Origin of the sequence: Methylobacterium sp. 092160098-2 (assembly GCF_028920805.1) — a bacterium.
In the GTDB taxonomy this organism is placed as follows: domain Bacteria; phylum Pseudomonadota; class Alphaproteobacteria; order Rhizobiales; family Beijerinckiaceae; genus Methylobacterium; species Methylobacterium fujisawaense.
Genome location: NZ_JAQPZJ010000001.1, coordinates 1,772,444 through 1,789,437 on the forward strand (window position 1 = coordinate 1,772,444; position 16,994 = coordinate 1,789,437).

The 16,994-nt window shown below is 69.3% G+C and carries 17 protein-coding genes, 1 tRNA gene and 1 pseudogene; 9 read left to right on the top strand and 10 right to left on the bottom strand.

Annotated elements, in window-relative coordinates; genetic code table 11:
* Both PQI07_RS08405 and PQI07_RS08410 read right to left on the bottom strand, forming a co-directional pair.
* The gene (locus tag PQI07_RS08405; RefSeq protein ID WP_274926438.1) at nt 1–1,575 is read right to left on the bottom strand and encodes a DHA2 family efflux MFS transporter permease subunit; all 1,575 of its coding nucleotides are present in this window, start codon (nt 1,573–1,575) and stop codon (nt 1–3) included.
* Entirely contained in the window at nt 1,572–3,038 is a 1,467-nt protein-coding gene (locus tag PQI07_RS08410; protein WP_274926439.1) for an HlyD family secretion protein, read from the bottom strand. The genes PQI07_RS08405 and PQI07_RS08410 overlap by 4 nt, the downstream gene beginning before the upstream one ends.
* A gap of 125 nt (nt 3,039–3,163) precedes the next feature.
* Between PQI07_RS08410 and PQI07_RS08415 the strand changes: the two genes are divergently transcribed.
* Both PQI07_RS08415 and PQI07_RS08420 read left to right on the top strand, forming a co-directional pair.
* Entirely contained in the window at nt 3,164–3,820 is a 657-nt protein-coding gene (locus tag PQI07_RS08415; protein ID WP_051976314.1) for a TetR/AcrR family transcriptional regulator, read from the top strand.
* A 196-nt stretch (nt 3,821–4,016) separates the two neighbouring features.
* A pseudogene (locus PQI07_RS08420) lies at nt 4,017–4,925 on the top strand (IS630 family transposase); the annotation flags it as partial.
* A 283-nt stretch (nt 4,926–5,208) separates the two neighbouring features.
* Here the strand turns inward: PQI07_RS08420 and PQI07_RS08425 are convergent.
* The 5 genes from PQI07_RS08425 to PQI07_RS08445 all read right to left on the bottom strand — a co-directional run bounded on the left by PQI07_RS08425 (nt 5,209) and on the right by PQI07_RS08445 (nt 9,173).
* Nucleotides 5,209–5,298, bottom strand: a tRNA-Ser gene (locus PQI07_RS08425).
* Between the two features lie 81 nt (nt 5,299–5,379).
* Nucleotides 5,380–6,498, bottom strand: a complete 1,119-nt coding sequence (locus PQI07_RS08430; RefSeq protein WP_043379141.1) for an ATP-dependent DNA helicase — start codon at nt 6,496–6,498, stop codon at nt 5,380–5,382.
* Nucleotides 6,495–7,427 carry an oxygen-dependent coproporphyrinogen oxidase gene (hemF, locus tag PQI07_RS08435; protein WP_274926440.1) on the bottom strand — a complete coding sequence of 311 codons (933 nt, stop codon included), beginning with the start codon at nt 7,425–7,427 and terminating at the stop codon, nt 6,495–6,497. Before hemF ends, PQI07_RS08430 begins: the two co-directional genes overlap by 4 nt.
* A gap of 104 nt (nt 7,428–7,531) precedes the next feature.
* Nucleotides 7,532–7,945 (bottom strand): PaaI family thioesterase, encoded by a 414-nt coding sequence (locus PQI07_RS08440; protein WP_043355411.1) that lies wholly within the window; start codon nt 7,943–7,945, stop codon nt 7,532–7,534.
* 409 nt (nt 7,946–8,354) lie between these two features.
* On the bottom strand, nt 8,355–9,173 hold the full coding sequence (locus PQI07_RS08445) for an IS5 family transposase (protein WP_053622656.1): 819 nt from the start codon (nt 9,171–9,173) through the stop codon (nt 8,355–8,357).
* A gap of 137 nt (nt 9,174–9,310) precedes the next feature.
* Here PQI07_RS08445 and PQI07_RS08450 point away from each other — a divergent pair, with 137 nt between their 5' ends.
* On the top strand, nt 9,311–9,826 hold the full coding sequence (locus tag PQI07_RS08450; RefSeq protein ID WP_043355409.1) for a Ros/MucR family transcriptional regulator: 516 nt from the start codon (nt 9,311–9,313) through the stop codon (nt 9,824–9,826).
* A gap of 61 nt (nt 9,827–9,887) precedes the next feature.
* Here PQI07_RS08450 and PQI07_RS08455 read toward each other — a convergent pair whose 3' ends face one another.
* The gene (locus PQI07_RS08455; protein WP_043379133.1) at nt 9,888–10,067 is read right to left on the bottom strand and encodes a hypothetical protein; all 180 of its coding nucleotides are present in this window, start codon (nt 10,065–10,067) and stop codon (nt 9,888–9,890) included.
* Between the two features lie 276 nt (nt 10,068–10,343).
* Here PQI07_RS08455 and PQI07_RS08460 point away from each other — a divergent pair, with 276 nt between their 5' ends.
* The 3 genes from PQI07_RS08460 (at nt 10,344) to PQI07_RS08470 (ending at nt 12,493) form a co-directional block, all read left to right on the top strand.
* A complete protein-coding gene (locus PQI07_RS08460) occupies nt 10,344–10,805 on the top strand; it encodes a GNAT family N-acetyltransferase (RefSeq protein ID WP_043379130.1) in 462 nt (153 codons plus the stop codon).
* A gap of 70 nt (nt 10,806–10,875) precedes the next feature.
* Nucleotides 10,876–11,232, top strand: a complete 357-nt coding sequence (locus PQI07_RS08465; protein ID WP_274926441.1) for a hypothetical protein — start codon at nt 10,876–10,878, stop codon at nt 11,230–11,232.
* A 130-nt stretch (nt 11,233–11,362) separates the two neighbouring features.
* Nucleotides 11,363–12,493 carry a DUF2336 domain-containing protein gene (locus PQI07_RS08470; protein WP_274926442.1) on the top strand — a complete coding sequence of 377 codons (1,131 nt, stop codon included), beginning with the start codon at nt 11,363–11,365 and terminating at the stop codon, nt 12,491–12,493.
* Nucleotides 12,494–12,629: 136 nt separating this feature from the next.
* Here the strand turns inward: PQI07_RS08470 and PQI07_RS08475 are convergent, their stop codons facing one another.
* Nucleotides 12,630–12,836: a hypothetical protein gene (locus tag PQI07_RS08475; RefSeq protein ID WP_274926443.1), complete on the bottom strand. Its 207-nt coding sequence runs from the start codon at nt 12,834–12,836 to the stop codon at nt 12,630–12,632.
* Nucleotides 12,837–13,089: 253 nt separating this feature from the next.
* Here PQI07_RS08475 and PQI07_RS08480 point away from each other — a divergent pair, with 253 nt between their 5' ends.
* Both PQI07_RS08480 and PQI07_RS08485 read left to right on the top strand, forming a co-directional pair.
* Nucleotides 13,090–14,982, top strand: a complete 1,893-nt coding sequence (locus tag PQI07_RS08480; RefSeq protein ID WP_274926444.1) for a sensor histidine kinase — start codon at nt 13,090–13,092, stop codon at nt 14,980–14,982.
* Between the two features lie 27 nt (nt 14,983–15,009).
* Nucleotides 15,010–15,726 (top strand): peptidoglycan-binding domain-containing protein, encoded by a 717-nt coding sequence (locus PQI07_RS08485; RefSeq protein WP_043355396.1) that lies wholly within the window; start codon nt 15,010–15,012, stop codon nt 15,724–15,726.
* Nucleotides 15,727–15,799: 73 nt separating this feature from the next.
* On the opposite strand, the gene PQI07_RS08490 is transcribed toward PQI07_RS08485, so the two are convergent.
* Entirely contained in the window at nt 15,800–16,090 is a 291-nt protein-coding gene (locus PQI07_RS08490; RefSeq protein WP_274926445.1) for a hypothetical protein, read from the bottom strand.
* Between the two features lie 318 nt (nt 16,091–16,408).
* Here PQI07_RS08490 and PQI07_RS08495 point away from each other — a divergent pair, with 318 nt between their 5' ends.
* Nucleotides 16,409–16,747, top strand: coding sequence for a DUF1491 family protein (locus tag PQI07_RS08495; protein ID WP_043355392.1), 339 nt, complete (start codon nt 16,409–16,411; stop codon nt 16,745–16,747).
* Nucleotides 16,748–16,994 lie beyond the last annotated feature (247 nt).

Consider the following 16,994-nt stretch of genomic DNA (forward strand, 5'->3'; position numbering starts at 1 on the left):
TCAGTGTCCTCCCCCGCCGCCCTGCGCGGTCTTGGCCGAGATCAGGAAGCAGAGCGGCACGACCATCAGGGCGATGACGGCCGTGTACTGGAAGATGTTGCTGTAGGCCAAGACCTGCGCCTGCTTCATGTAGGTCTGGTAGGTGTGGGCGACCGCCTGCTGATGCACGACGGAGGCTGCGCGGCCGAGTGAGCGGAGGGTGTGCTCACTCTCCTGGATCAGCGTGTTGTAGCCGGAGCGCAGCGGCGTCATGAACCCCGACAGGTGCGCTTGGTCGGCCTGCGTGCGCTCGGTGATGGCTGCGGTCGAGAGCGAGATCCCCAGCGACCCGAACACGTTCCGGAACATCGAGAACAGGGCCGCGCCGTCGCTGCGGTATTTCTGCGGCAGGGTCAGGTAGGCGATGGTCGAGATCGGCACGAACAGGAAGCCGAGCGCCGCGGTTTGGAGGGAGCGCATCAGCACCAGGGTCCTGAAGTCGATGTCGGGGGCGAGCCGGCTGGAATAGAACAGGGCTGCGCCCATGAAGGCGAAGCCGAACATGACGATGAAGCGCGTCTGGACGACCTTCATGAGCTGCCCGACGATGGGGATCAGGATGATCACCACGATCCCGCCTGGCGACAGGATCAGGCCGGATTTCAGCGCGGTGTAGCCCAGCACGTTCTGGGCGAATTGCGGGATCACCACGGCGCTGGCGTAGAGGGCGAAGCCCATGGCGCCGATGAGCACGCAGCCCATGGCGAAGTTCTTGTCCTTGAACACGTCGAGGTCGATGATCGGCTTCTTCGCCGTCAGCAGCCAGGAGATCGCCCCGAACACGCCGAGGAAGCCGATCGTCGCCATGATCCGTATGAACGGCGAGCCGAGCCAGCCGTCGTCCTCGCCGCGGTCGAACACGATTTGCAGGCAGCCGATGCCGATCACGATGAGGGACAGGCCGATATAGTCGATGCCGCGCTTGGTCTTGCGCTTCTCCTGCTCGGAGGGCGGGTCCTGCACCAGGATGCTGTTGGCGATCACCGCCAGGATCCCGACGGGGACGTTGACGAAGAAGATCCAGCGCCAGTCCAGGTGCTCGATCAGGTAGCCGCCGAGCGTCGGCCCGAGCACGGGCGCCACCACGGTCGCCACGGCGGTCACCCCGAAGGCCGCCCCGCGCTTGGCGGGCGGGAACGTGTCGAGAATGATCGCCTGCTGGCTCGGCTGCAGGCCGCCGCCGAAGAAGCCCTGCATCAAGCGGAACACGATGATCTGGCCCAGGCTCTGCGAGATGCCGCACAGGAAGGACGACACCGTGAACATCGCGATGCAGATCAGGAAGTAGCGCTTGCGCCCGATCGTGTCGGAGAGCCAGCCGGCGATGGTCAGGACGATGCCGTTGGCGACGAGATAGGCGGTGAGCGTGTAGGTCGCCTCGTCGCTCGAGGCGGCGAGCGACCCCGCGATGTAGGGCAGCGCCACGTTGACGATCGTGGTGTCGAGGATCTCCATGAAGGCGGCGAGCGTCACCGTGATGGCGATCAGCCAGGGGTTGTAGGCGGGTTTCCAGCCTTGGTTCGGATCGCCGCTCATTTCAGCAGCACCGTCGGCTCGACGCTGACGCCGAGGGGCAGGGGCTCGTCCTTCTTCAGCCCGGAATCGATCACGATCTTCACCGGCACGCGCTGGACGATCTTGATGAAGTTGCCGGTGGCGTTCTCGGCCGGGAAGGCTGAGAACTTCGAGCCCGAGCCGCGCTGGACCGAGTCCACATGGCCATGCAAGTCGAGGTCGGGATAGGCGTCCACCGTGATGGTGACCTGCTGGCCGGGCCGCATGCCGTCCAGCTCGGTCTCCTTGAAGTTGGCCGTGATCCAGACGTCGGTGGTGACGAGCGACATCACCTGCTGGCCCGCCGTCAGGTAGTCGCCGGCATTGACGTTGCGCCGGGTGACCCAGCCGTCCTGGGGCGCGCGCACGACAGTCCACTCGACGTTGAGGACGGCTTGGTCCAGCTGGCCCTTGGCCTGCTCGGCCTGCCCCTGGAGCTGGTCGACCTGCTGCTCGGACTGGCCGATATTCTGCTGGACCGGCATCGCCTGGATGACCCGGGCCTCGGCCTGCTCGACCTGCGCCTTCGCCTGCTGGTAGTTCGCGGCGGTCGTATCCACATCCTGCTGGGTGGTGGCCAGCTTCGGCAGGCTCTTCTGCCGGTCGTAATTCGCCTGCTGCAGGGCGAGGTTGGCCTTGGCCGAGGCGAGGTTCGCCTGCGCCAGCGCCAGCGCGGCCGGGAAGTTCTTCTTGGCGATCTCGACGCCGAGTTTCTGATTGGCGATCTGCGCTTTGCTCGCGTCGAGCTGACCCTGGGCCTGCTCCTGTCGGTAGACGTATTGCCGGGCATCGATGCGGAACAGCGGGTCGCCCTTGTGGACGAACTGGTTGTCGGTGACATCGAGGGAGATCACCTGCCCGGCGACCTGGGGCGCAATGCTGACGATGTTGCCGTCGGTATAGGCATCGTCGGTCGAGGCCTTGCCGCGGGTCGACAGCCAGAAATAGAGGCCGCCAGCCACCATCAGAAGGACCACGACCGCGCCGATGCCGATCACGAGCGGTCGGCGCTTGCTGCGCCGTTCAGCATCCTGATCCCGGCCGCCCTGTTCCGCATTGCCGGTCCGCCCATCGCGGCCCGATCCGTCCTGCCCGTCCGATCCTTTGCCGCGGGGGTGCTCTTCGTTCTGCTGACGCCCGCGGCGATCGGCATCGGCCGATCGATCCGCGTCCCGACGCCCGCGATCTCCTACGGATTCGCCTCCGTCATCGTCCTGATCGTCATCGGGATAATTGTCCTGCGCTTCGTCCCGGGCGCGGTCGGAGCTGCGGCGGCTCGTCTCGAACGCCACGGACCTTGCACCGTCCCACCGTTCCTCGCGGTCGGATGCGCGTGCCGCGCGGCGCCCGCGATTATCGGCTTCGGAGCCGAGATCGATATAGTCGCGGCGGTCGCGCGGGCGGCCACCGGAGCGCGATCGACGGTCAGTATCATCGTCGGCCATGAATCGGATTCGCAACCCTATCGACCGCGCAGCCGAAGGAACACTCGATCACGCGGCCCACTTGCCTTAGACGCGGTCAACATAACCGAACCCGGCGGTTCGGATGTGCGAGGGTGGACGGAGCGATGTCAAGCGCCGCAGAGGTCGATCAGAAGGCCGCGCGTGGGCCAATCCCGCGCGGGGCGCGGCGCCGCGCGGAGATTGCCCAGGCTGCCGAGAAGGTATTCCTCGAGCACGGTTTCGCTGAGACGACGATGCAGATGGTCGCTCTCGCGGCTGGGTCGTCCAAAGAAACGCTCTATCGGCATTTCGGCAGCAAGGAAGATCTGTTCATCGAAGTGGTGGACAACCGGAACAACGAAGTCCGACAAGTTCTCGACTCAACTCTGGAGAGCGATGGGCCCATTCCAATCGTCTTGCAATCGGTCGGCATCGCACTTTTGGAATGCATGTGCAGCCCCATGGTGGTCGCGCTGGCTCGCATGATCGTGAACGAGACTCACAGGCATCCGGCGCTCGGGGAGGCCTTCTACGCGATGGCGCCGGGCCGTACCCTGCAGAAGCTCACGGGCTACTTGGCCGAGGCCCGGACCCGCGGGGAATTCACCGGCGACGATCCGGCGCGGGCGGCGGAGATCTTCACCGGCAGCATCATGGGCAAATTCGTTCCGCTGATGCTGTTCACCCCGCACACCTTCGCCATCGACCCCGATCAGATCAAGGACCATGTCGCCGAGGCGGTCTCTGTGTTCGCAAAAACTTATGTCGCAAAGGATCGTTAGCGGATAGATTGTTTTTTGACCCAAAAAATCCAATCTTATTTGAAATCAACAAACTATAAAACATTTCACCTAACAGTATATTCAATTATTTGTCCAGATCGACTAGAGATTTTTCGGAAGGCGCTGAATCGGACGGTTGGGGTTCACACCGGGCATTTGGGCTGATTCATTGCGCGCTCCCTGTGAGGAGCACGTCATGGGCCGACCCGACAGCCAGGATCTACGTAAGCGGGTGGTTGACGCGGCAGGCGCGACATCGCGCCGGCAAGCGGCCAAGCACTTCGGGGTGGGTGCTGCGACCGCGATCCGCTTTATGACGGCACTGGCCACGACCCGGACGGTGGCGGCCCGTCCGCAAGGTCGGGCACGCCGCTGCAAGCTCGATCCGCACGAGGCGTTCCTGCGGGCCCTGATCGCCGAGCGGGATGACGTCACCCTGGAGGAGATGCAGGTCCGCTTGAAGGATGAGCACGACCGAACGGTTGGGCCGCGCACGCTGTGCAGTTTCCTGACGCGCGCGGCCTGACGTACACAAAAAGACAGCCCACGCCACGGAGCACGACCGTCCGGACGTGAAGGCCGCCCGCGAGGCGTGGTTCGAGGGCCAGTCCGATCTCGGTCTCGCCCACCTCGTGTTCCTCGACGAGACTTGGCCCTCGACCGACATGGCCCGCACCTGCCCCCCCGCGGCAAACGGCTTCGCTCGAGCGTGCCGCACGGTCACTGGAAGACCACGACCTTCGTGGCGGGCCTGCGCCTGTCGGGCCTCGCGGCGCCGTTCGTGCTGGACGGTTCGATCAACCGCGACGCCTTCCAGACTTCCGTCGAGCGCGTGCTCGTGCCCGAACTCGCTCCCGGCGACACCGTCGTGATGGACAACCTCGGCAGCCACACAGGGCCGGCCGGCGCGCGGCTGCTCTTCCTCCCGCCCGGCTCGCCCGACTTCAACCCGATCGAGATGGCCTTCTCAAAGCTCAAGGCGCTGCTGCGCAAGGCCGCCGAGCGCACTGTCGAGGGATTGTGGGCAGCCATCGGTCGGCTCATCGATACGATCACGCCCGATGAGTGTGCCACCTTCTGCGCCGCCGCAGGATATGAGCCAGATCAAATCGAAAATGCTCTAGCGAAATCCATCGCCCGCCGGAACACACGCATTGGATGCGAAAGGGCATCCTCCTGCCTCATGTCTCAGCAGTAGATGCGGCTCAGCCTGTACAGGAGCGCGGCGGGTTCCAGGCCTGCCACGATCGGATCGCGAGGCATCGAATTGCCAGGGCGAACAGTCCTTATTTATCGATGACGCACGCGCGTCAGCGATAAATTATGATGAGATCGTAGCCGGAAACGCGCCCAAAAACGAAAATCTATGGCGTGCGTCACGGGACGACTGGCGGAGAGGGGGGGATTCGAACCCCCGATGCCCTTGCAGGCATGCCGCATTTCGAGTGCGGTGCATTCAACCGCTCTGCCACCTCTCCGCAAGGTGCCTCGATGAGACCGGCGGTGCCTAGCACGCGCGGCGCAGCTTCACAAGCGAGACGTCGCCCGCCTGCGCCGGATCAGACCACCACCGTGATCGCCTGCGCGGCGCGGGTCAGGCCGGTGTAGAGCCAGCGCGCCCGGTGCTCGCGGAACGCGTAGGATTCGTCGAACAACGTCACCCGGTCCCATTGCGATCCCTGGGCCTTGTGCACCGTCAGCGCGTAGCCGTAGGTGAATTCGTCCGTCTCGCGCCGCAGGAACAGCGGGATCTCCTCGTCCGAGCCGGTGATCATCGCCCGCAGCACCTTGATGTCGGTGGGCTTTCGGCGCAGGGCCGGATCGTCCTCCGGCACCACGTCGAGCCGGATCAGATCCGGCCGCGGCGGTGCGCGCAGCGCCTGGACCGTCCAGGTCGAGCCGTTGAGCAGGCCCTTCACTCGATCGTTGCGCAGGCAGACCAGCTTCTCGCCGATCGCCGGCATCGGATCCGTGTGGCCGGCGAGTTCCCGGAGCCGGGCATTGTAGAGGCGGCGCGTCTTGTTGAGGCCGACCAGCACCTGGTCGCATTCGAGCACCTCGGCCGGATCCAGGGTGCGGCGCGATACGACCCGGCTCTGCCCATAGCTGCCGAGTTCCAGCCGGCCGCCCTCGCGGATCGTCATCGCCATCCGGACGATCGGGTCATCCTTGGCCTGCCGATGCACCTCGGTGAGCATCACGTCGGGCTCCGCCTCGGTGAAGAAGCCGCCGCCGCGCACCGGCGGCAGCTGCGCCGGATCGCCCAGAACCAGCACCGGCCGCTCGAACGACAGAAGATCGTTGCCGAGATCGGAATCCACCATCGAGCACTCGTCGATGATGATCAGATCCGCCTTGGCGGCCGGCCCCGAGCGGTTCAGCGTGAAGGTCGGTCCGCCCTCCTCCGCCTCCTTGGTGCGGTAGATCAGCGAGTGGATCGTAGCGGCGTCGTAGCAGCCCTTCTGGCGCATCACCGAGGCCGCCTTGCCGGTGAAGGCCCCGTAGACCACCGTGCCGTCGACATCCTCGGCGATCCGGCGGGCGAGCGTGGTCTTGCCGGTGCCGGCATAGCCGAACAGCCGGAACACCTGGGATCCCCCGTCCCGCCGCCACGCGGCGATCGCCTTCAGCGCCGCGTCCTGCTGCGGGGCGTAGGCGGCCGGCAGCCCCGCACTCACGGCCAGCGCACGGTCGGCGGCATCGAGGAGAGGATCGAGGCGACGTTGCCGCCGGTCTTCAGGCCGAAGATCGTGCCCCGGTCGTAGAGCAGGTTGAACTCGACATAGCGGCCGCGCCGCACCTGCTGCTCGTGGCGGTCCGCCTCGGTCCAGGGCGTGGTGACGTTGTCGCGCACGATCTTCGGATAGGCCTCCAGGAAGGCCTGTCCGACGTCGCGGGTATAGGCGAGTTCGGCCTGCGGATCGCCGCTCCAGAGATAATCGTAGAAGATCCCGCCGATGCCGCGCGGCTCGTTCCGATGCTTGAGGTGGAAATACTCGTCGCACCACGCCTTGTAGCGGGCGTGATCGATGCCGTGCGCCGTGCAGGCCCGCGCCAGGCAGGCGTGGAAATGGCGGCTGTCCGGATCGTCCTGATTGCGGCGCCGGTCGAGCACCGGCGTCAGATCGGCCCCGCCGCCGAACCACGCCCGCGTCGTCGCGACGAACCGGGTGTTCATGTGCACCGTCGGCACGTTCGGGTTCCAGGGATGGGCGATCAGCGAGATGCCGGTGGCGAAGAAGCGCGGATCCTCGGCGGCGCCGGGCATCTGGGCCCGGAATTCCGGCGCGAACTCGCCATGCACCGTCGAGATGTGCACCCCCGCCTTCTCGAAGACGCGGCCGCGCAGCATCGCCATGACGCCGCCGCCGCCGGGCCGGCCGGTATGGTCGGTCCGGTTCCACGGGGTCTTCTCGAAGGTTCCGGGGCCCTCGGGCGCATCGGGATGGAACGGGCCCGTCGCCTCCGCCTCGATGGCCTCCAAGGCCGCGAGGATGCGATCGCGCAGCGTCTCGAACCACGCCGCGGCCTCGGACTTCATGGCCGCCACGTCGGCCTCTGAGGGAGGCGCAGCCAGGGCTGCGCGCGCGTCATCCGGCATCGTCATGACACAGGCTTTTCCACCGTGCCGGGCGCACGTCAATGCGGGCGCGGCCCGACGTGACCGCGCAGGCGTCCGGAGCCGCAACCCACCGCGGCGGCGCGGGCGGTCTACGCCGGTCCCGGCCGCTCGCCGACGGGCTTGAGCAGCCCCGTGGCCGTCGCCACCAGATCCCCCGCCGCATCCCGGATCTCGGCCTCGCAGAAGATCACCGACCGCCCCGCCCGGGTCACCCGCCCCTCGGCGATCAGGATACCGCGCCCGGGGGCGAGGAAGCGGGTCTGCATGTCGAGGGTCACCACGGGGCGCCCCGCCTGCAGCCGGGCCGCCGTCCCGAGGGCGACGTCGAGCAACGTGCAGAGCGCGCCGCCATGGGCGATGCCGAGATTGTTGGCGTGCTCCGGCTGCAGGGCCAGGCGCAGGCGCGTCCGGCCGGCGCGCACGTCGAGGGCCTCGATGCCGCAATGATCCACGAACGGGATGGTGGCGCCGAAGACGGTGCCCGGTTCCGATTGCTGGTCCACGTCGATCGCCCCGGATCCCGTCTCACCCGGACGTTTATGGCCCAGATGCGCCCGAGGCCAGGACCGGCCCCGCGCAGATCACGTGACAGTCCGGCCGAAACGTTCATCCCGCGTCGACGCGCTGACGGGACATCGCGGCGGGCCGCCGCGTGAAGTTCCGGGCGTCTCATCAGACCCGAAACGGATCTTCGCAGAGGAAGCCCGCCGCTAGATCGCGACAGAAGGCATAATCGGCGCCCGTCCGCAGGCCGCGGCCACATCCAACCTCGCCTCCGGCATGTCGGTTTGCTCGACCAACGATTTCAGCTCGACCCACGGCTTCAACAATATGCGTGTTCATGACCGGGGCATTGTGTAGGGAAATGCTCGACGACGACTTGATTTTGCTGCACAGACGTTAGACCCCGTTTCATAACGCTCTGGCGAGCCGCCTGACGAGGATCATGGCCGCAGCGAGCACGAAGAAGGCGAGCGCGGAGGACGGGGTCGCTTCGTGGTCGCGCGCGAGCCTGCGGCAGCGGCTGATCCAACTGAATGTTCGCTCGATCACCCATCGCCTGGGCTGAACGGCAAAGCCCTTCTGCCCGGCTTCCGCCTCGACGATCTCGACCACGATGGCCGTGGCCCTGCCGACGCGCTCACCTCTGTAGGCGCGGTCAGCAAAGCAGTGCGTCAGGAAAGGGAATAGCCCGCGCGAAGCCCGCAACAGGGCGATGCCGCCGTGGCTGTCGTGCAGGTCAGCGGATGAAACGCCAGCCACGAGTAGGCGGCCGTCTGTGTCGGTCAGCGCGTGGCGTTTGCGCCCGACGACCCGCCGGGCTGGATCGTAACCGCGCTCACCTGCCACCCCCACGCCGCCCGAGCGCGCCGCTTGCGCATCCATGACACAGCCGGTCGGGCTGGCCTCGCGTCCGACCCGCTCCCGGTCGGCCATCGTGAGAGCGTGGGCGAGGCGCTCGAATACGCCTGTCTGCGACAGGCGCAAGAACCAGCGATGCACCGTGCTCCAGGGCGGGAAGTCCAGTGGCAAGTGCCGCCACGCGCAGCCAGTGCGCAGCACGTACAGGATGCCGTCGAGGATCGCGCGCACGGGCCAGCGCCATGGGCGGCCTGTGCTGGACGGTGCAGGTAGTAGCGGCGCGAGCACCGTCCATTCGGCATCGCTCAGGCAGGTTGCATAGGGCAGGCTCTCGCGCGCAAGCTCGGCGCGGGCGGCGGGCGTCCACATCGGGGTTCCTGGGTGAGCGTCAGATACTCTCCCAACGCCTGCGATGCCCGCCGCTCACCCAACCGCTAAGCTGTTCAGCCCGTTATGAAACGGGGTCTTAGAACCGTCTCACCACGGTCGGATAGAGGGAATCATCGATGGACGACACCGCCACTGAGCAGCAGCAGACCTTTATCGAGCAGGCGTCGGACATCGTCTCGGCGTATGTCTCGAACAATTCGGTGCCCATCAGCGAGTTGCCCGGTCTGCTCGCCGGCGTTCACGCCGCGCTGACGAAGCTTTCGGCCCCCGCGGCGACCGTGACCGAGACGGCCGACAAGCCGACGCCGGCCCAGATCCGCAAGTCGGTGACGCCGGACGCGCTGATCTCGTTCATCGACGGCAAGCCGTACAAGACGCTGAAGCGCCATCTGTCGCGCAACGGCCTGACGATCGAGCAGTATCGCGAGCGCTTCGGCCTGCCGCGCGACTACCCGTCGACGGCCGCGAGCTACTCGGCCCAGCGTTCGGAACTCGCCCGCAGCCTCGGCCTCGGCCAGCAGCGCCGCAAGTCCGCTGCGCCGGCGCCGGCGCCGGCTCCGGAGCCCGTCGCGGAGGTGGCCGAGAAGCCCAAGCGCGTGAGCCGCCCCCGCAAGGCCAAAGAAACGGCCTGAGCCCGGCCCCTCGGCCGGGCCCCTGGGACCCGGCCGGCCCGCAGCCCGCGTGCCGGCCGGATCACGCGAAGTCGGCGAGATCGTCGGCCAGGTCGCCCGCGGCGACGTCCGTCTCGGCCCTGTGCCGCTCGACCGCTTCGGCCTCTTCGGCCGTCCCGGGTCGCGGCACCGGCCGCTCGGTCTCCGGATGCGCCTTGCCGGCCGCGTCGTCGGTGGATTGATCCGTCACCCGACCCGCCATGCTGCGCGCTCCCCGAACTTGAACTGGGAAGCAAAGCGCCAAAGCCCGTGCGTGTTCCGCCCCGCGAACACTCCCGCGAACACTGCGGGTGACCCCGCCGAAGCCCGGTCCGGCGCTCGTTCGCCTTCCTGAAGACGCTCTCCAGATCCCGTCGAAGGACGAGGCCGAGGGCCACGACGGCACCGGCCTCGACGCGGCCCGTGCGGGCTGCGCCCGCGGGGGACGGATCGCGATGCGCCGCGTTGCACGTCCGGGCCGGCCGATCAGGAGCGGAATTTGGGCACTCGCTACGGGCTGGAGATCCGCGCTGCCGCGAGTCCCGACGCCGCCGGGCTCGCGGCCCTGCTGGGTGAGGCGGGGATCGCGGTCGGCGCCGCGGACCTCGCGACCCGGCTCGACGCCCTGCAACAGGACGGCGGCACCGCCCTCGTCGCCGTAGAATGGGGACCGCCGAGCGGCCTCATCACCGTGTCCCCCGTCCGGACCCTCGAGGCGCCGCGGCCCTTCGGCCTGATCACCAGCCTCGCGGTCGCGATCGAATCCCGCCGCCGGGGCATCGGCCGGGTGCTGCTGAAGGCGGCCGGCCGGGCGGCGCGACAGGCGGGCTGCGACCGGCTGCTCCTGGCCGCGGCGCCGGACCAGGAGGCCCTGCGCGCCTTCTGCAGGGCGGCCGGCTTCACCGATGCGGGGCAAATGCTCGCGCGGCCGCTGCTGAAGCGCGGCGCCGGAGAGGCCTGAAAGCCGCGACATCCTGGCCGCAGCCGACCGGGCCCATCGGGCGTTGTGACCGGAGACTGGAGTCCCCCCGATGACGCTGCGATCCGAGACCCCGCCGCCCCCTGCGAACCTGCCCTGCGATCCGCCGCCGGATTCCGACGCGCCGACCGCCGCGCAGCTCAAGGGTGACATCGACAGCGGCCGCACCGCCGACAAGACCCCGCACATGGATATCGGCGCGGCCCCGCTCGGGACCTGCGAGGAGGCCGGCGGGACGCCGCCGACGCCCCAGGAGGTCCGGATCGCCCGGCAGAACGAGCGTGCCCCCTCGGAGCAGGCGGCGAAGGGCTACGTGCACCAGCGGCAGCCCTGGGTCCTGCCGCTCTATGTCGGCATCATCGTCGCGGCGGCCGTGGGGCTCGGCCTCGTTCTCTGGCTGACGCGCTGAGGCCGAAGCGGGGCCGCGCGCGGGCCACCATGATGCAGGACGGCACGGTCGCGGCGGAGGCGGTTTAAAGGTCGATTCACGTCGATGCGGTTAGCGTGACCTTACTGCAGTCTTGCGTAACCGATCCTCCATGCCCCTATCCGTCGATGCTCCGCCGGACCTGTCCGGGCTCCTCGAACTCTCACGCATCGAGAATCTCGATCTCAAGCCGGTGATCCTCCGGGTTCAGACCGACCTGTTCGTCCGGGCGGCGGCCCGGGACAGGACCGAGATCGAGATCTTCGAATCGCTCGCCTGCGGCCTGATCCCCACGGTGGATGAGGAGACCGCCCGGGTGGTGGCCCGCAAGCTGGCCCCCTGCCCCGAGACGCCGCCGGCGGTGCTGGAGGCGCTCGCGCTGCGCGGCGGCGAGGCCCGCGACGCGGTGGTGGAACTGGCCCCGACCCTGAGCCATCGCCTGATCGAGGCGGCCCTGGCCGAGGGATCGGACATCGCCGCCCGCATCGCCGCCCGGGCCGGGTTGAGCCGCGAGGCGGTGGACGAGCTCTCCCGCGAGGGCCGCCCCGAGATCGACCGCGCGCTGGCCGCCAATCTCGGCCACACCCTGCGGGGGGCAGCCCTGGCGCGGCTCGTGAACCGCGGCCGCAGCGCCCCCGACCTCGCCCGGCTCCTCCTGGTCCGGCCCGACGTCTCGGCCGCCGACCTCGTGCCCCTGTACCTGCACGCCGATCCGATCCGCCGCACGGTGATCGGCCGGGCCGTCGAGGCGACCGCCGCCCTGCGCCCCTGCCCGCCGGCGCCCCGCGGCCTTGGCGAGACCCTGACCGGCCTGTCAGCCGCCCGCGACGTGCCGGCCTTCATGGCGGCCCTGGCCGACGGCCTCGGCCTGCCGCGCGATTTCCTGACCGTGGTCGCCGACGCCAGCGCCCGCTACGACCTCCTGACCCTGGGTTTGCGGGCCGCCGGCCTGCACGAGGAGGAGGCGGTCTACATCTTCCTGACCCTCAACCAGGGTGTCGCGCGCTCGGCCGAGCGGGTGGCCGACCTCGTCCGGCTGTTCCGCACCGTGAGCCGGCCAGCCTCCCGGGACCTGATCGCCGCGATCCTCGACCGGCCCCTCGCCGAGCGCGGGCGCGGCGAGGCCCATCAGCCGCTGCACGGCCCGGAGGCGAAGCTGCGCCAGGGCGCAGAGCGCGTCGCCGCGCAGCGCCCCTCCCTGCCGGTGCGCGCCCGGGCGGCGGGCGGCGGGGAGCCGGCCTGACGGGCTGGACGTCAGCGGGGATCCACGGGCGGATCGCGCTGCGGATCGGCGCCCCGCCAAGCGGGCTGCCGATCGGTCTCCTCAAGGGTGTCGGTTGAGGCCGTCGGCTCCGCGGCGCGGCGGCTCAGTTCGGCCATCAGGCCGCGGGCCAGGACGGCGCGGCACCGCCCGCTCGCGGGGCCTCGGCTGGCACCGCGTCGAGGGCCGCCGGCAGCGCCGCCTGGGCGCTGGGCACCGCGTCGGCGAGCCGTCTCGCCTCGGCGGCCGGATCCGTCCCGGCTCGCAGCAAGGCAAAGTAGGAGAGCACGCCGATCACCAGCGCGGCGCGCAGCAGGACGGTCATGAGACGATTCCTCCGCTCGAGATCAAGCGGAAGCATTCGACGGATTTCCTCAACCGGGCCTCAACCGACCCGAGCTTTTCCGCGCGATGGTGAATGAAGCTTGTCCGCAATCGGCTGGTTACCTCGCGGAAAGCATCCCGATCAATCGGACAAGTCCCGCAACACTCGTTTAAGCCGGCTCTGCGACCGTCCGGAAGTCGTTCGAAGTCGAACCGGAGGCGCGACGGATGCGGGAACGCATTCTGCGCGGCGCGTGCCAACCTTGACCATTAAGACTGTCCTGACGTCGTTGATCGACGACCGGCTCGCGGGTCTCGTCCACGAATCCGTGGCCGACAATGCGCCGGCCCGTGCGCGCCACCAGCGCTTCCTGGTGTCGCGGCTGGCGACCGGCGCCGTCATGATGGTCGGTCTGCCGCCCTATCTGCTCTGGCGCGGGGTGCCGTCCGGCTTCGAGGTCCTGGCGATCGCGAGCCTGCTGCTGCCGGTCTTCGCCGCCGTCCTGCTCGCCCGCACCGGGTCCCTCTGGATCGCCCACGCGGTCTCCTCGGCGGGCCTGACCGGCCTCGTCGTCGCCCTGGCGGGCGTCACCGGCGGCGCCGCATCGCCCGCCGCGGTCTGGCTGGTGGCGATCCCCCTGGAGGCGCTGGTCTCCGGCTCGCTCCGCGCGACGATCGCGGCCTCCGTCATGGCGGTTCTCGGCGTGCTGACCGTGGTGGCCCTCGGCGCCTGGGCCGGCGCCCTGCCGGTCATGGACATCTCGGCGGGGATCGCGCTCCCGGCCTTCGCGATCACCGCGATCGGCCATGTCGCCGCCCAGGCTCTGGAGCACATGCGCAACGAAGGCGTCTGGCGCGAGCGGCTGCGCGACAACGAGGCCCGCGACCGGCTGCTCCTCTCGGCGATCGACGATCTCGTGACCTGGCACGACCGCAACGGCCGCGTGCTGGAAGCCTCGGTCTCGGCCACGCGGCTGCTCGGCAGCGACCCGGCCCGGCTGCGCGGCCATGGGCTGCTGGAGCGGGTCCATGTCGCCGACCGGCCGGCCTTCCTCAAGGCGGTGAGCGACGTGGCGGCGACCGGGCGGCCCGCGACCCTGCCCCTGCGCCTGCACGTCGAGGCCGAGGCCGGCCGGCCCGACGGCGCGAGCCTGATCCACGCCGAGATGCGCGCCCACCGGATCGAGCACGGGCCGCACGAGGCCGCCATGGCGGTGGTGGCGGTCACCCGCGACATGACCGAGCACCACCGGCATGCCGTGGAGCTGGAGCGCGCCCGCGCCGAGGCCGAACGCGCCGACGCGATCAAGGGCCGGTTCCTGGCCAACGTGACCCACGAGCTGCGCACGCCGCTCAATGCGATCATCGGCTTCTCCGAGGTCCTGGCGGGCCAAGGCGCCGTCAGCCTCGGCCCGGACCAGGCGCGGGAATATGCCGGCATTATCGGCGCCTCCGGCCACCATCTGCTCGGCGTGGTCAACACGCTCCTCGACATGAGCCGGATCCAGAGCGGCAACTTCGACTGCGCCCCCGAATGCTTCGACATCGCGGGCCTGCTTCGGGCCTGCTGCGACCTGATGCGCCTGAAGGCCGACGCCGCCGGCATCGTCCTCACCGTCCCCCCGTCGGGCCCGGTGGAAATCACCGCCGATCCCGCCGCCTGCCGGCAGGTCCTGATCAATCTCATCTCGAACGCGGTGAAGTTCACCCCGCGCGGCGGCCGGGTCGACCTGTCCCTGCGCCGCGGCGCGGGCAGCCTGGACATCGTCGTGGCCGATACCGGCGTCGGCATCGGTACGGACGACCTGCCCAAGCTCGGGACCCCGTTCTTCCAGGCGGGCAGCGGCGGCTACAAGCGCCAGCACGAGGGGACCGGCCTCGGACTCTCGGTGGTGCAGGGCCTGGTCGGCTTGCACGGCGGCGCCCTGCTGATCGAGAGCGCCCCGCAGGTCGGGACCGTCGTGACCGTAACCCTGCCCCTCGTCTGCCCGGCTCCGGCGGCCGACCATGGGCCGGCCCCGATCCGCACCGCCGTGCGGGGCGCCCCGGTGTCGCGCCGCGTGGTGCGCCTGCCGCTCGGCCTGTTCGACGCGGAGCCGAGCGCCGCCTCGGTCCCGGCCGACCCGGTCCTGCGCCGCACCGCCTGATCGGCAGATCCCCCGGAAGGAGACATGATGTCAGGCTACCGCGAGATCACCGTACCGGGCGAACCCAGCCGCGCACGCCGTCCCGCGCCGCGCCGCGCCGCCGTCCAGGGCGACTGGCGTGCCGTCCTCGTCGGCGCGCTGAAGGCGACGGGCGCCACCTGCCGGACCAGCCCGGGCACCGTTCTCGGCAGCCTCGCGGCCCTCTGCGCGGCGGGCTTCGTCTGCGTCAACGCCCTCGGCTACCAGACCGGGCGCCATCCGGCGCCGATTCTGCCCAAGCTCGCCCAGAAGGCACCTGCCGCGCGCGAGGCGGCCCCGGCCGCCAAGGAGCCCGTCCGGGAGGCGGCCCGGGATCCGGTGCGCGTCATCGATCCCGAACGCGTCGCCGCGCCGGCGCCCGCCAAGCCGGCGGCCCGGGACGCGATCGGCGAGCTGATCCGATCCGATGAGACCACCGCCTCGGTCACCCCGAAGGCGTCGCCGGTCCGCCCGGCCGCGAAGCCGGCTCCGAAGGAGACGAAGGACGCCGCCAAGACCGCCAAGCCCGAGAAGGACGGTGATCCGGTGATGCGGGCCCAGAAGGCGCTGTCGAAGCTCGGCTACGCGGTGAAGCCCGACGGCGCGATGGGACCGGGCACGCGGGCGGCGATCGAGAAGTTCGAGCGCAGCGCCAAGCTGCCGGTCACCGGCGAGGCGACGGGCCGGACCCTGCGCGAGCTGATGGCCCGGGCCGGCCACGGTTAGGCGAGACAGGGCGGCACCCCCGCCGCGCTTGCGGCGCGGGTGCCGATCGGCGTGAGAGCGCGGAGGCGGGCCCTCAGTATTGCGTGCCGGTGAACCGGCAGATCGTCTTGCAGCGTGGACCGCCATTGGCCTGCCAGGACTTCGCGTGTCCGATCGATCCGGTCATGTCCTGCGTGGGATTACCCCCGGGCCGATGCACGACGATGTTGCAGCGATCCTGCGGCGTCCGCTGGTAGCGCGGGCAGGATGCGGAATCGCGGTTGCCCAGTGAATCCATGAGCGTCTCCGGACGGGCGTGGGCCGACGGCACAACACCGCACAGGCCGGCGACGATCAGCGCCGCAAGCGAGGTCATTCTCCACATCGGAGTGCTCCTTAAATCATCGTGAGATGCAAATTCGGGCGCCCTTTGCTCAGATAATCAGCAAACAATACTATAGATGTGCGTTGTCGCACATCGATCAATTCTATTTTAATCCCGATAAATACTCGATTTTCTGAAGGAATATTCCGCCGCCTGAACCGTTATGGAGATGCCGAGCCGTGCACCGGCGGTTGCCCGGACCGGCGCTTTCGCGCATGGCGGAGGACGCGCCACCCGGCGCTCGCAGGGTTCCGGATCCGGCTGATCCGCCGGGACACAGGCCCTGCGGCGAACGGATCCTCACAGGGCTACAGACGCATGCGCCTGCGCTCCGATTTCTGGGTTTCGGCCCATCTGCGGCGTCTGGATGTCGCCGGCATCCCGGCCGTGCTGCGGCGGCGCGGGTCCGCGGAGGCGGGTGCGATCTTCGTGAAGGTCGACCGGCTCGACGGCAGCGCCGACCTCTACGGACCGGCGCCGCAGGCCCTGTTCGAGGCCGAGGAGAGCGGCGACCGCCGTTTCGCCGGGATCGTCACCGGCGGCAGCCCGCTCGACGTGGAGGAGCGCCTGACAAAGGAGATCCGGTTCGATTCCGATCTCTGGATCATCGAGATCGACGACCGCCAGGGGCGGCATTTCCTGGACTTGGCGGAGTGATGGAGGGCCGCGACCGGTCGGGCTGCGCCTGACGGAGGGCCGTCCCACACATCGCCAGCGTCCTGAGGTGCTGCGCAGCGGCCTCGAAGGAGCCCTCCGGGGATCGCGCGGCTGGCTGGAGCTTTCCTTCGAGGCCTCCGCTGCGCTCCGGCCCCTCAGGATGAGGGGAGGGCCGGAAGGACCGAAGGCCAGAACGCCGTGTCCCGTGACGCGACGCGCTCCGGGGGAGCGGCTCCAGCGCCCGCTC